The organism is Variovorax jilinensis (genome assembly GCF_030316885.1).
In the GTDB taxonomy this organism is placed as follows: Bacteria; Pseudomonadota; Gammaproteobacteria; order Burkholderiales; family Burkholderiaceae_C; genus Variovorax; species Variovorax jilinensis.
This window is the reverse complement of sequence record NZ_JASZYQ010000002.1, coordinates 64,998-77,906: the sequence shown is the minus strand read 5'-3', so window position 1 is coordinate 77,906 and position 12,909 is coordinate 64,998. Positions and strand designations below refer to the sequence as shown.

Sequence of the window (12,909 nt, the reverse complement as noted above, 5' to 3'; positions counted from 1 at the left end):
GCTACCAGCGCGGCACCGGCTCGTCCTTGAGCTGCCGCCGCAGCTGGGCATAGTCGGGCATCACGCTCTCGACCGTCTCCCAGAAGCGCGGGCTGTGATCCATCACGCGCAGGTGGCTCAGCTCGTGCGCCACCACGTAGTCGATGACGGGCATGCGGAAATGCACCAGCCGCCAGTGCAGCCGGATCGCGCCGTCGGCGCTCGCGCTGCCCCAGCGCGTGGACGCGTTCGACAGCGACAGCTTGTGCCAGCGCACGCCCAGGCGCGGCGCGAAATGATCGAGCCGCTCGATGAAGATGCGCCGCGCCTGCCGCATCAGCCAGGCCTGCGCCGCATCGCGGATCTGCGCCGGCGTGGCGTTGTTGGCGAGCGCCAGCCGCAGCACCGGGTTCTCGCCAGCCAAACCGGCATCGAGCACTGCACCCACGCCCTGGAAGCCGTGCGCGGGGTCGAGCTTCACGCTCACCTGGCGGCCGAGGAACGGAAAGACGACACCGTCCTGCCACTCGATGCGCGCCGATTCGAGCCGAGCATGGCGCTGCTGCGTCTCGGCCAGCTTGCGCAGGATCCAGTCGCCCTTCTCGCGCACCGCGGCATCGACGTCGCGCAGCGCCACCCATTGCGGCGCGCGCACCGAAAGGCCCTCGGCGCCGACCACGAAGCCGATGGTGCGACGCTTGCCGCGCGTGAACTCGAACGCGATGCGCGCATCGCCGAGCCGGATCTCGCGCGAGGCGCGCGGATGAACGAAGCTCGCGAGGCCGAGCGGCGCATCGCCGGGCGTGGCCGGCGAAGGCAGGTCGTCGTTCGATGAGTCCGGCCGCGGCAGAACGGGCGTCAGCGGCGTCAGCGGCGCCGAAGGCCCTGCGCGCGGCGGATCGGCAGCCGTGTCGAACAGGTCGAGCGTGAACTGCAGCAGGCCGCGCATGATGCGTGCGCTTCAGGCGGTCGTGGTCGTCGAGTCGGCGGCCACGGTGGCGGGCGCGTAGGCCTCGGGGTCGAGGCGATGCATCTCGGCCTCGATCCAGGCCTCGACCTCGCGCATCAGCTCGTCGGGCTTGCGTCCGACGCTCGGAATGGCCGGGCCGATCGAGACGTCGACCACGCCGGGCCGCTTGACGAAGGCCTTGCGCGGCCAGACCTTGGCCGAGGTCACGGCGATCGGCACCACCGGCACGCCGGTCTCGCAGGCCAGCCGCGTGCCACCGCTCTTGTAGGTGCCCTTCTGGCCGCGCGGAATCCGCGTGCCCTCCGGGAACATGATGATCCAGATGCCCTGCTCGAGCAGCTTGCGGCCCTGCACCACGACCTTGTTGAAGGCCTGCGTTCGTTGGCTGCGATCGATGTGGATCATGTCGAGGCGTGCCATGGCCCAGCCGAAGAAGGGCACGTAGATCAGCTCCTTCTTGAACACGAAGGCCAGCGGATGCGGCATCAGCGTGGGCATCAGGAAGGTCTCGTAGGTCGACTGGTGCTTCACGAGCAGGATGCAGCCCGCGAGCTTGTCGGTCGGCAGGTTCTCCATGCCGGTGACGCGCGTACGGATGCCCAGCAGCACGCGGGCGCCGCCGATGGCCCAGCTGAGCCAGGTCACGGCCATCCAGTAGAGCGGAATGCCGCGCTTCCAGAGCGAGCTCACGCACATGATGATTCCCCACGGAACCACGGTGACCAGCATCCACAGCGCGTGGATCACGGAACGTATGAAAGCCATCAGACAGCTACCTTGAGCGTGGCGCGCTCTTCGCGGGCCAGCAGGAAATCGACGAATGCCGCGAGGTCGTCGTGGACCCGTGTGTTCGGCGGGTACTCGGGCGGCAGCGGCGACACGCCGCGGCAGGCCTGGCCCATGCCGGTCAGCAGCAGGTGCGGCTCGCAGCCCGCGGCGGCGCCGGCCTGCAGATCGCGCAGGCTGTCGCCCGCGGTCGGCACGTTGGCCAGGTCGACGCCGTAGCGCTCGCCGATCTGCACGAACAGGCCCGGCCGCGGCTTGCGGCAGTCGCAGCCCTCGTCGGGACTGTGCGGGCAGTAGAAGACCGCGTCGACCCGGCCGCCGACCGCCGCCAGCATCTTGTGCATCTTGGCGTGCATCGCGTTGAGCGAGGCGACGTCGAACAGGCCGCGGCCGAGGCCCGACTGGTTGGAGGCGATGACCACGTGCCAGCCCGCATGGTTGAGACGCGCCACCGCCTCGAGCGCGCCCGGCAGCGGTGTCCACTCGATGTCGCTCTTGACGAAGTCCTCGCGGTGGACGTTGAGCGTGCCGTTGCGGTCGAGGATGACGAGTTTCATAGGAGGGCGCCGTTCAGGCGGCCAGCCGTTCGAGCTGCGCCACGCGGTTCATGGCCGCATGCAGAAGCATCAGCAGGCCGAGCCGGTTGAGCCGCAGGTCGACCTGTTCGGCGTTCACCATCACGCCGTCGAAGAAGGCGTCGACCGGCTCGCGCAGCGCCGCCAGCGTCTGCAGCGAGGCCGTGTAGTCGCCCTTGTCGAACTGGGCGTCGGCCAGCGGCACGATGCGCTGCATCGCGGCATGGAGCGCCTGCTCGGCCGGCTCCTGCAGCAGCAGTTCGCTGACGTGGGCATCGGCCTCGGGCGACTTCTTGAGGATGTTGCCGATGCGCTTGTTGGCCGCGGCCAGCGCCGGCGCCTCGGGCAGCGAGGCGAAGGCACGCACCGCGTCGAGCCGCTTTGGGATCGTGGCCCAGGCGCCGAGCCTGCGCACGTAGACCGCGGCGTCGATCTCGACCGCCGAGTAGCCTTCGTCCTTGAAGTAGCTCTTGAGGCGCTCGATCAGGAATTCGTCGAGCTCCACGCTGCGGTCTTCCAGCAGGCCCGGAGCGAAGACGCCGAAGGCCTGCCGCGTGAGCTCGTGGAACTGCAGCGGCAGCGCGCCCTCGATCAGCATGCGGACCACGCCGAGCGCATGGCGGCGCAGCGCGAAGGGATCGCGGTCGCCGGTAGGCAGGTTGCCGATGCCGAACATGCCCACCAGGGTCTCGAGCTTGTCGGCCAGCGCCACCGCCACGCCGACCTGGTCGCGCGGCAGCGTGTCGCCCGCGAAGCGCGGCTTGTAGTGGTCCTCGATGGCGTCGGCGACCGTCCCGTCCAGCCCGTCGTGCAGCGCGTAGTAGCGGCCCATCGTGCCTTGCAGTTCGGGGAACTCGCCCACCATGTCGGTCACGAGATCGGCCTTGGCGAGCTGCGCAGCCTGCACCGCGTGCGCGGCCAGCCTGGCATCGCCCGAGGCGGCGCCGAGCTGCTCGCCGATCAGGCGCGCGATCGCCATCACGCGCTTGACGCGCTCGCCCTGCGTGCCCAGCTTGTTGTGATAGACCACCTTGGCCAGCGACTCGACGCGCGAGGCCAGCGACTTCTTGCGGTCCTGGTCGAAGAAGAACTTGGCGTCGGCCAGCCGCGGGCGCACCACGCGCTCGTTGCCGCCGATGACCGCGCTGGCGTCGGCGGGACTGATGTTGCTCACCACGAGGAAGCGGTTGGTGAGCTTGCCCGCGGCATCGAGCAGCGGGAAGTACTTCTGGTTGGCCTTCATCGTGAGGATCAGGCATTCCTGCGGCACCTCGAGGAACTCGGGCTCGAAGGCACAGACCAGCACGTTCGGGCGTTCGACCAGCGCCGTCACCTCGTCGAGCAGCGCGTCGTCGTGGATGGCCTGGGCGCCGCCGCCGACCTGCGCGGCCGCTGCGGCGAGCTGGCGCGCGATCTCGTTGCGGCGCGCATCGAAGCCCGCGATCACCGCGCCCTGCTCGCGCAACTGCTCGGCGTAGCTGTCGGCATCGCCGAGCGCGATCGGATCGACCGCGGCCTCGAAGCGATGGCCGTGCGTCTCGCGGCCGGCCGTGAGGCCGAGCGCGCCAACCTGGACCACCGCATCGCCATGCAGCGCCACCAGGCCGTGCGCAGGACGCACGAAGCTCACGCTGCTCCAGCCCGGCAGCTCGCAGCCGGATTCGAGCTGATAGCTCATGACCTTCGGAATCGGCAGCCTGGCGATCGCCTCGGCCAGCGCCTTCTGCAGGCCTTCAGCCAGCGTCGCGCCCTTGGCGATGCTCTCGAAGAACAGGGCCTCGGCCTTGCCGTCCATTGCGCGCCGCAGCGTCGGCACCGCGCTCGCATCGGCACCCAGCGCCGCCAGTCGCTTCTGCAGGGCCGGTGTGGCGTTGCCGGCGGCGTCGAGGCCGACCGTCACGGGCATCAGCTTCTGCGACACGGCCTTGTCGGCCGCCTGCGGCAGCACGCCCGTGAGGTGTGCTGCGAGCCGGCGCGGCGAGGCATAGGCCGTCAGCACCGAGCCGGCATCGGCCAGCCCTTGCGCGACCAGCTGGTCGCGCAGCACGGAAGCGAAGGCATCGCCGAGCTTCCTGAGCGCCTTGGGCGGCAGTTCCTCGACGAACAGCTCGACGAGCAGGTTGTTGTGGTTCGGGGTCGTCATGTCGCTCAGGCCGCCTTCTTCGTCATCTGCGCGACCCATTCGCGCGGTGCCATCGGGAATCCGAGGCGCTCGCGGCTCTCGTAGTAGCTCTGCGCGACGGAGCGCGCCAGGTTGCGGATGCGGCCGATGTAGGCCGCGCGCTCGGTCACGCTGATCGCGCCGCGCGCATCGAGCAGGTTGAAGCTGTGGGCCGCCTTGAGCACCTGCTCGTAGGCCGGCAGCGCGAGCTGCGCCTCCATCAGGTGCTTCGCCTGCTTCTCGTGCGCGGCGAAGGCGGTGAACAGGAACTCGGCATCGCTGTGCTCGAAGTTGTAGGTCGACTGCTCGATCTCGTTCTGCTTGAAGACGTCGCCATAGCTCAGGCCCGGCGTCCATTCGAGGTTGTAGACGTTGTCCACGCCCTGCAGGTACATCGCGAGGCGCTCGAGGCCGTAGGTGATCTCGCCCGTGATCGGCCGGCAGTCGATGCCGCCGACCTGTTGGAAGTAAGTGAACTGCGTCACCTCCATGCCGTTGAGCCAGACCTCCCAGCCCAGGCCCCAGGCGCCCAGCGTGGGGTTCTCCCAGTCGTCCTCGACGAAGCGGATGTCATTCTTCTTCAGGTCGAAGCCCAGGGCCTCGAGCGACCCGAGGTACAGCTCGAGGATGTTGCTCGGCGCAGGCTTCAGCACGACCTGGTACTGGTAGTAGTGCTGCAGCCGGTTCGGGTTCTCGCCGTAGCGGCCGTCCTTGGGGCGCCGGCTCGGCTGCACGTAGGCCGCCTTCCAGGGCTCCGGGCCGAGCGCGCGCAGGAAGGTCGCGGTGTGCGAGGTGCCGGCGCCGACCTCCATGTCGTACGGCTGCAGGAGCGCGCAGCCCTGGGCGTCCCAGTAGGCTTGGAGCTTGAGAATGATTTGTTGGAAGGTCAGCATGGTGGGCCTGGTGGCCGCAGGGGACGAACATCCCCGGCGCGGCGAACCGGCCATTTTAAGAGGCAGAACCCGAGAGCCAGAACCGCCTTCCATGCGTCGCCCCGCGCCAGCCGGGGCATGTTCGGGAAACGCCGCGGAACCGGCTCTGCCGGGCCGCAGGTGTTGCCCCCCGGCAGGGGGTGCCCGAGCTACACGAGCGCAGCGAGTGAACGAGGCTGGGGGGCGAGTCAATACTCCCAGAAGATCCGCTGCAGTTCCTTGGTGTCGCTGGTCTTGGTCAGCGCCACCATCGCGAGGATGCGCGCCTTCTGCGGCTTGAGGTCGTGCGCCACCACCCAGTCGTACTTGTCGTCGGGCTGCTCGGCGTTGCGGATCACGAAGCCGTCCGGCACCCGCGAGCTGCGCACCACGATCACGCCGTCGCCGCGCACCTTCTGCAGCACCGGCACGATCCGGTCGGCCACCGAGCCGTTGCCGGTGCCGCCGTGCACCAGCGCCTTGATGCCGCTGCCGGCCAGCGCCGTGATCGCGGTCGGCGCCACGCCCTCGTAGCCCATCGCGATCTCGACCGGCGGCAGCGTGTCGATGCGGTCGATATCGAACTCGGACTGCATCGTGTGGCGCTTCACGGGAGCGCGGAACCAGTAGTTGCGACCCTCGACCACCATGCCGAGCGCGCCCCACTGGCTCTTGAAGGCCTCGGTCTTGATGTTGACCGCCTTGCTGACGTCGCGGCCGCTCTGGATCTCGTCGTTCATCGTCACCAGCACGCCCTTGCCGCGCGCATCCTTGCTGGCGGCAACGCTCACCGCGTTCAGCAGATTGAGCGGGCCGTCGGCCGAGAGCGCGGTGCTCGGGCGCATCGAGCCCACCACGACGATCGGCTTGTCGGTGCGCACCGTGAGGTTCAGGAAGTAGGCCGTCTCCTCGAGCGTGTCGGTGCCGTGCGTGATCACGATGCCATCGACGTCGGACTGCTTGGCCAGCGCCGAGACGCGCTTGGCGAGCGTGAGCAGGTTGTCGTTCGTGAGGCTTTCCGATGCCACCTGGAACACCTGCTCGCCGCGCACGTTGGCCAGCTTCGACAGTTCGGGCAGGCCCGCGATGAGCTTGTCGACCGGCACCTTGGCTGCCGAGTAGGTGGCGCTGTTGGCGGCCGAGGCGCCGGCGCCCGCGATGGTGCCGCCGGTCGCGAGGATCATGACGTTGGGCAGCGCCTGGGCCTGCGCGATGGCGCTGGCGGCCAGCAGTGCGGCCGCGCCCGCCAGATTGCGGAATCGGGATGCGATGTACATGGGAACTCCTGTGGAGAGTGAGGGAAGAAGGGGCGTGAAGATACCGAATGCAGCCCGTCGCGGTGCATGCCCGCGATGCCGGGTGCGCATGCGCCCATGCGTGGGCACCCAGCATGCGCCCTCAGCAAGATCCGGGCAAGCCGCGAGCGCGCCGTGCTACGAAACGTTGCGGCGCAGGGTGCGGCGCTGCAGCAGCACCGTTGCCGCAACCACGGCCAGTGCCAGCCCCCACAGCGGCCAGAGTCCGAAGCGCGAGACCCAGACCGCGAACGGCGTGCGCCCCGTGCGGCCCTCGACCTCGGCCTCGAGCACGCCGCGCGTGAGGCGGGGCAGTTCGTGCGTCACGCGGCCCCGGTGGTCGATGACGACGGTGGCGCCGGTGTTGGTCGCGCGCACCATCGGCCGCTGGAACTCCAGCGCGCGCATGCGGGAGATCGCCAGATGCTGGTCGATCGCGATCGAATCGCCGAACCATGCGATGTTGCTGATGTTGAGCAGCATCGTGGGCGATGTGTCGGCGCTGCGGAAGTTGGCGCCGATCTCGTCGCCGAACAGGTCCTCGTAGCAGATGTTCGGTGCGATGCGCTGCCCCTGCCAGACGAAGGGCGCCTGCGCCAGCCCGCCGCTCGCGAAGTCGCCGAGCGGGATGTTCATCATGTCGGTGAACCACCGGAACAGGCCCGGAATGAACTCGCCGAACGGCACCAGATGGTGCTTGTCGTAGCGGTAGAGATCACCCGCACCCGGCCGGAACCCCAGTACCGAGTTGCTGTAGTTCCGGCCATCGCCGAGCGGCAGCCCCACGATCGCAGCCTGCCGGCCGCTCGCGTAGCGCGCCGCGATCGCGTTCAGGTAGTCGGGCGGCATCTGCGCCGGCAGCAGCGGCAGCGCGGTCTCGGGCGTGATCACGAGCGATGCATCGGCATTGCGCAGCTGCTCGCCGTACCACTGGAGTGCGGTCGCGACGCCGCCGCCGGGCACGAACTTCTCGTCCTGCGGGATGTTGCCCTGGAGCAGCGCCACGCCGAGGCGGCCGCCCGAGCGTGAAGCGTCGTCGGTGCGCGCACCGCGCGCGAGGTCGATCAGCGCCGGCACGCAGAACAGGACCAGCGCCAACCCGACCGGCCAGGCGAAGGCCCGCCCGCGCGCATGGCGAAACGCCAGCGGCACCAGGGTCGCGATGCCGGCGGCGATCGCGCCGATGCCGTAGACGCCGACCCACGGCGCGTAGACCGCGAGCGGCCCCTCCACGTGGGCATAGCCGCCCGCGCCCCATGGAAAGCCCGTGAACCAGCTGCCGCGCAGCAGCTCGGCGATGGTCCAAAGCGAAGCGAAGAAGGCGGCCGCGCGCAGCGGACTCGGGGGCGCGAAGGCCACGTAGACCGCGCAGGCCAGCGCGTAGTAGAGCGCCAGCGCAGCGGCCAGCGCGAAGACGGCCAACGCGGCCAGCGGTGCCGCCAGACCGCCATAGGTATGCAGCGAAATGAAGAGCCACCAGAAGGTGCCGCAGAGCCAGGCGGTGGCGAACAACCAGCCCCACAGCCCCGCGGTGCGCCACGGCCGGCGCTCGCCGGCTCCGTCGCCGATCGGCCGCAGCGCGTCGAGCTGCCAGACCAGCGCCGCGAGCGACAGCAGTTGAAGCCACCACTGCGGCTGGCCGTTCCATGGCGCGGCGATCGACGCCGCCTGGGCCAGTCCCGCGAGCCCGAAGCCCAGCGCGCGCAGAAGCGTTTTCAATCCGCGGCGTCGTCGCCGCGTGCCGGCGAGACCTTGAACCAGCGCACCGCGCCGCCCTTGGTGTGCAGCACGACGAAGTCGAAGGCACCGATCGCGTAGTGCTCCCCGCGCTTGGGCACGTGGCCCATCTCGTGCGCGATCAGGCCGCCGATGGTGTCGAAGGTCTCGCCGAGCGCCTTGTCGTCGAAGCTGATGCCGAAGGCCTCGGCCACGCGCTCGATCGGCGTGTCGCCCGAGACCCGGTAGGTGTGGTCGGCCAGGCCGAAGATGTCGCCCTCGTCCTCGGCGATGTCGAACTCGTCCTCGATCTCGCCGACGATCTGCTCGAGCACGTCCTCGATCGTGATCAGTCCGGCCACGCGGCCGAACTCGTCGATCACCACCGCCAGGTGGTTGCGATTGCCGCGGAACTCGCGCAGCAGATCGTTCAGGCCCTTGCTCTCGGGCACGAAGGTCGGCGGCCGCAGCAGCGCGCGGATGTTGAGCCCCGGCGCGCGCTGCAGCTTGAGCAGGTCCTTCGCGAGCAGGATGCCGATGATGTTTTCCTTCTCGCCTTCGTACACGGGGAAGCGCGAGTGCGCGGTGTCGATCACGAGGTGCAGCAACGCGTCGTAGGGCGCATCGATGTTGACCAGGTCCATGCGCGGCGCGGCGACCATGACGTCGCCGGCGGTCATGTCGGCCATGCGCAGCACGCCTTCGAGCATGACGCGCGACTCGGCGCCGATGACGTCGTTGTCCTCCGCGTCGGCCAGAGTCTCGATCAGCTCGTCGCGTGAATCGGGCCCGGGATGGATGAATTCGGCGAGCTTCTGCAGAAAGCCGCGCTTGTCTTCGCGTTCGACGGGCGCGCGATCAGGATGAGGGTCGGCCACTGCGGGAGGGCGGAGTTGGGGGAAGAGAAGGATAACTCACCCCCGGCCAACCCACGCTGGAGCCTGTGGCCAAGGGGCGCAGCCTGCTACTGCGCCGAGCGGTCGCGCGCGGCGCGCACGCCGCTGCGGATCTCCTGCAGCTCGCCCAGGAAGGCCCAGAACTGCTTGGCGCGGGTCTTGAGCTGGTAGTCGACCTGCGCGAAGTGGTTGAGCGCGATTTCGCTCATGCGGCTGTCGAAGGTGGCGGCGGGCAGTTCGAGGTGGGCTTCCGATTCGGAACCGCTGCGCACCACGGTGGCGCCTGCGTTGCGTGCGATCTTGAGCATCGCGGCGTTTTCGCTCAGTGCGTGGATGAACAGCATGCCCACGCCCTCGTTGCGCGCCACCACCACGGCGCGTTCGAACAGGCGCGCGCCGTAGCCGCGTCCGCGCGCATGCACCGAGACCGAGACGCCGAACTCGGCGCAGTCCTGCTGCTGCTCGGCCGGCGCGAAGGCCAGGTGCGCCATCGCGATCAGGTCGAGGCGGCGGTTGTAGATGCCGAAAAGCTCGTCGCGCTCGAAATCGAGGCCGTCGACATAGCGCCGGACCTGCTCGTCGGAGGCCGCGTAGCCGAAGCGCAGGTAACGGTCGTGCGCGGGAAGCGCAAGAAGATGCTGCGCGATGCGATCGCGCTCGCGCGGGCCGATCGAGCGGATCGGCACCATCACCGGGGTGGCCGCTGCGGACCGGGGCTGCGCCTCAACCATCGGCGCCTTCAGGAACGAACCGACGCCGAGCGAGGCAAGAAAGAGGGCCTTGGCGTTGAGCATGCATGGAATATAAGGGTTTTCCCTAGACCTTCAATCCCTCGGGAGATTGATTGAACAAGCGTCTGGTGGAGAAATGCCGATTTTCCTGATTAACAACAAGAGCAAGCACTCACAACGGCACCGCCGTCGTGGCCTTCACCCGGTCCAGAACGAAGCTGGTCTTGCAGTCCTGGACGCTCGGATGCTTGAGCAGCGTGTTCATGATGAAGCGGCTGTAGTGGGCCATGTCGGCAACCACCACGCGCAGCAGGTAATCCATCTCGCCCGTGAGCGCGGCACATTCGACCACTTCGGGCCAAGTCTGCACGCTGGCGCGGAACAAGTCCATCGGGTTTCGCTTGTGGCTTTCGGTGAGCTTCTCGAGCCGCACGTTGAGGTAGGCCGTGAGGCCGAGCCCGACCACTTCAGGCTTCACGAGCGCGACGTACCGATCGATGACACGGTTCTCCTCGAGCCGCTTGACGCGCCGCAGAACGGCGCTGGGGGACAGGCTCACCTCTTCGGCCAGCTGGTCGTAGGTGGCGCGACCGTCCGCCTGCAGGGTGCGCAAAAGCGCGCGATCTATCTTGTCGAGTGCATCCATTTCTGAATTCTTGCACTTTTCCTGCGCCAACCAATGCAACTGAGAATGAAAACGCAGAAATCATGATCCCTCGCGCTTTTACAGTTCCATACGGACGGCGCCGATGCGCGCCTGCACACTGAAACACCCCCGCACCGACCGGAGACCGCCGACATGAGCACCACCGACACCGCCGCCTTCACGCCCTGGGAGAACCCCATGGGCACCGACGGCTTCGAATTCATCGAGTACGCGGCGCCCGATCCGGCGGCGATGGGCCGCGTCTTCGAACAGATGGGTTTCAAGCCGATCGCGCGCCACCGCCACAAGAACGTGCTGCTCTATCGCCAGGGGACGATCAATTTCATCGTCAATGCCGAGCCCGACTCCTTTGCCCAGCGCTTCGCGCGCCAGCATGGCCCGAGCATCTGCGCCATTGCCTTTCGCGTGCAGGACGCCAAGGCCGCCTACGAACGCGCCATCGGTCTCGGCGCCTGGGGCTTCGCACCCGGTGCCGGCCCGGGCGAACTCAACATTCCGGCCATCAAGGGCATCGGCGACAGCCTGATCTACTTCGTCGACCGCTGGCGCGGCAAGAACGGCGCGCAGCCCGGCGACATCGGCAACATCGGCTTCTACGACGTCGACTTCGAGGCCCTGCCGGGCCTCACGGCCACCGAGGCGCTGGCGCCCGAAGGCCACGGCCTCACCTACATCGACCATCTCACGCACAACGTGCACCGCGGCCGCCTCAAGGAATGGGCCGACTTCTACGAGCGCCTGTTCAACTTCCGCGAGATCCGCTACTTCGACATCGAAGGCCAGGTCACGGGCGTCAAGAGCAAGGCCATGACCAGCCCCTGCGGCAAGATCCGCATCCCGATCAACGAGGAAGGCAACGAGAAGGCCGGCCAGATCCAGGAATACCTCGACAGCTACCACGGCGAGGGCATCCAGCACATCGCCATGGGCTCGCGCGACCTCCCGCATTCGGTCGATGCGCTGCGCGCGTCCGGCGTGACGCTGCTCGACACCATCGACACCTACTACGAGCTGATCGACAAGCGCATCCCGGGCCACGGCGAAGACGTCGCCGAACTCAAGAAGCGCAAGATCCTCGTCGACGGCAAGAAGGGCGCGCTGCTGCTTCAGATCTTCAGCGAGAACCAGCTCGGGCCGATCTTCTTCGAGTTCATCCAGCGCAAGGGCGACGACGGTTTCGGCGAAGGCAACTTCAAGGCGCTGTTCGAGAGCATCGAACTCGACCAGATCCGCCGCGGCGTGCTGAGCGCCGCGCTGTAGGCGCCCGGCATCGACCCGCACGAGGCGGGGAGCACGGGGACGGGATTACTCGTCGATGAGCGCCAGCGCCTCGGCGCGGATCTGCGCATCGAAGGCCATCTGCACATGGCCGCGCCCCGCCGCCAGGCGGTTGTCGGCGCCCGGCAGCGTGGCCACCGACGTCGGGAACACGATGTTGTCGCAGTTCGAATGCCAGCAGGTGAAGCGCACCTCGCGCGCGCTCGTGCGCTCGCCCTCGATGCGCTGCAACCATTGCCCGCCCATTCGCATCTGGCGCCCGTTGGTCGTGCGACCGAAGCGCGCGAGCCAGGTGCCGCTGTGCGGCGTGCCGATCGTGACGATTCGATGCACGCGGCCGGCATCCGATTCGCGCAGCCAGGCCCGCGCCGCCAGCCCGCCCATGCTGTGGCAGATCAGCACCGGCGGCCGGCCGGTAGCCGCCGTCACGCGCACGATCGCGGCGTCGATGATCTCGACGTAGCGATCGATCGAGCCGAACACCGGCTCGAGGTCGACCGCCACGAAGGCCCGCCCGTCCGCCCGCAACTCGCCGAGCCAGGGGTTCCAGAACGCGCGGTTGCAGACGAAGCCGTGAATCAGCACGACTCCGCGGCGATCGGTGCGCGGCAGCTGATCGGGCACCGCCTGCCAGCGAAAGGGCTGGTACCAGCAGAACACGCGCGGCGCGAGGCCGCTCTCGGCCAGCCAGGCCTTGAAGCATTGCACGAGGCTCGCGCGCGGCAGCGGATCAGTGCCGCCGACGATCCAGCTCAGCGCAAACTCGACCGCGAGGAACAGCGCATGGGCGCCGCAGAGCACCAGCACCCCGGCAATCGCGACCGTGGCCGAACGCGTCCACCAGTAGGCGGACCATCCGACCACGAGCAACAACCAACCGAAGACCAGCCATCTTTGTGCGCGTGCGACCATGCGTCGACTATCGCACGCGCGACATCGACGGC

The 12,909-nt window shown here is 68.4% G+C and carries 12 protein-coding genes; 1 reads left to right on the top strand and 11 read right to left on the bottom strand.

The features are described 5' to 3' along the window. Position 1: 1 nt before the first annotated feature. The 10 genes from QTH87_RS07435 to QTH87_RS07390 all read right to left on the bottom strand — a co-directional run bounded on the left by QTH87_RS07435 (position 2) and on the right by QTH87_RS07390 (position 10,666). Entirely contained in the window at positions 2 to 928 is a 927-nt protein-coding gene (locus tag QTH87_RS07435) for a M48 family metallopeptidase (protein ID WP_286608177.1), read from the bottom strand. Between the two features lie 12 nt (positions 929 to 940). Next, positions 941 to 1,714 carry a lysophospholipid acyltransferase family protein gene (locus tag QTH87_RS07430; RefSeq protein ID WP_286608175.1) on the bottom strand — a complete coding sequence of 258 codons (774 nt, stop codon included), beginning with the start codon at positions 1,712 to 1,714 and terminating at the stop codon, positions 941 to 943. Continuing rightward, positions 1,714 to 2,292: a D-glycero-beta-D-manno-heptose 1,7-bisphosphate 7-phosphatase gene (gmhB, locus tag QTH87_RS07425; RefSeq protein ID WP_286608173.1), complete on the bottom strand. Its 579-nt coding sequence runs from the start codon at positions 2,290 to 2,292 to the stop codon at positions 1,714 to 1,716. The genes QTH87_RS07430 and gmhB overlap by 1 nt, the downstream gene beginning before the upstream one ends. Positions 2,293 to 2,305: 13 nt before the next feature. Continuing rightward, the gene (glyS, locus tag QTH87_RS07420) at positions 2,306 to 4,453 is read right to left on the bottom strand and encodes a glycine--tRNA ligase subunit beta (protein ID WP_286608171.1); all 2,148 of its coding nucleotides are present in this window, start codon (positions 4,451 to 4,453) and stop codon (positions 2,306 to 2,308) included. Between the two features lie 5 nt (positions 4,454 to 4,458). Next, on the bottom strand, positions 4,459 to 5,364 hold the full coding sequence (glyQ, locus tag QTH87_RS07415) for a glycine--tRNA ligase subunit alpha (RefSeq protein ID WP_286608167.1): 906 nt from the start codon (positions 5,362 to 5,364) through the stop codon (positions 4,459 to 4,461). Positions 5,365 to 5,591: 227 nt separating this feature from the next. Next, the gene (locus tag QTH87_RS07410) at positions 5,592 to 6,659 is read right to left on the bottom strand and encodes a type II asparaginase (protein WP_286608166.1); all 1,068 of its coding nucleotides are present in this window, start codon (positions 6,657 to 6,659) and stop codon (positions 5,592 to 5,594) included. Positions 6,660 to 6,815: 156 nt separating this feature from the next. Beyond that, positions 6,816 to 8,396, bottom strand: coding sequence for an apolipoprotein N-acyltransferase (gene lnt / locus QTH87_RS07405; RefSeq protein ID WP_286608164.1), 1,581 nt, complete (start codon positions 8,394 to 8,396; stop codon positions 6,816 to 6,818). Then, positions 8,393 to 9,271 carry a CorC family transporter gene (locus tag QTH87_RS07400; RefSeq protein ID WP_286608162.1) on the bottom strand — a complete coding sequence of 293 codons (879 nt, stop codon included), beginning with the start codon at positions 9,269 to 9,271 and terminating at the stop codon, positions 8,393 to 8,395. The genes lnt and QTH87_RS07400 overlap by 4 nt, the downstream gene beginning before the upstream one ends. A gap of 86 nt (positions 9,272 to 9,357) precedes the next feature. Then, complete coding sequence (locus QTH87_RS07395) at positions 9,358 to 10,083, bottom strand: GNAT family N-acetyltransferase (protein ID WP_286608160.1); 726 nt, start codon at positions 10,081 to 10,083, stop codon at positions 9,358 to 9,360. A 109-nt stretch (positions 10,084 to 10,192) separates the two neighbouring features. Then, positions 10,193 to 10,666, bottom strand: a complete 474-nt coding sequence (locus QTH87_RS07390; RefSeq protein ID WP_286608158.1) for an Lrp/AsnC family transcriptional regulator — start codon at positions 10,664 to 10,666, stop codon at positions 10,193 to 10,195. A 153-nt stretch (positions 10,667 to 10,819) separates the two neighbouring features. On the opposite strand from QTH87_RS07390, the gene hppD reads away from it, so the two are divergent. Further along, positions 10,820 to 11,947 carry a 4-hydroxyphenylpyruvate dioxygenase gene (gene hppD, locus QTH87_RS07385; RefSeq protein WP_286608156.1) on the top strand — a complete coding sequence of 376 codons (1,128 nt, stop codon included), beginning with the start codon at positions 10,820 to 10,822 and terminating at the stop codon, positions 11,945 to 11,947. 45 nt (positions 11,948 to 11,992) lie between these two features. Here hppD and QTH87_RS07380 read toward each other — a convergent pair whose 3' ends face one another. Beyond that, complete coding sequence (locus QTH87_RS07380) at positions 11,993 to 12,877, bottom strand: esterase/lipase family protein (RefSeq protein ID WP_286608154.1); 885 nt, start codon at positions 12,875 to 12,877, stop codon at positions 11,993 to 11,995. Between the last annotated feature and the right edge of the window lie 32 nt (positions 12,878 to 12,909).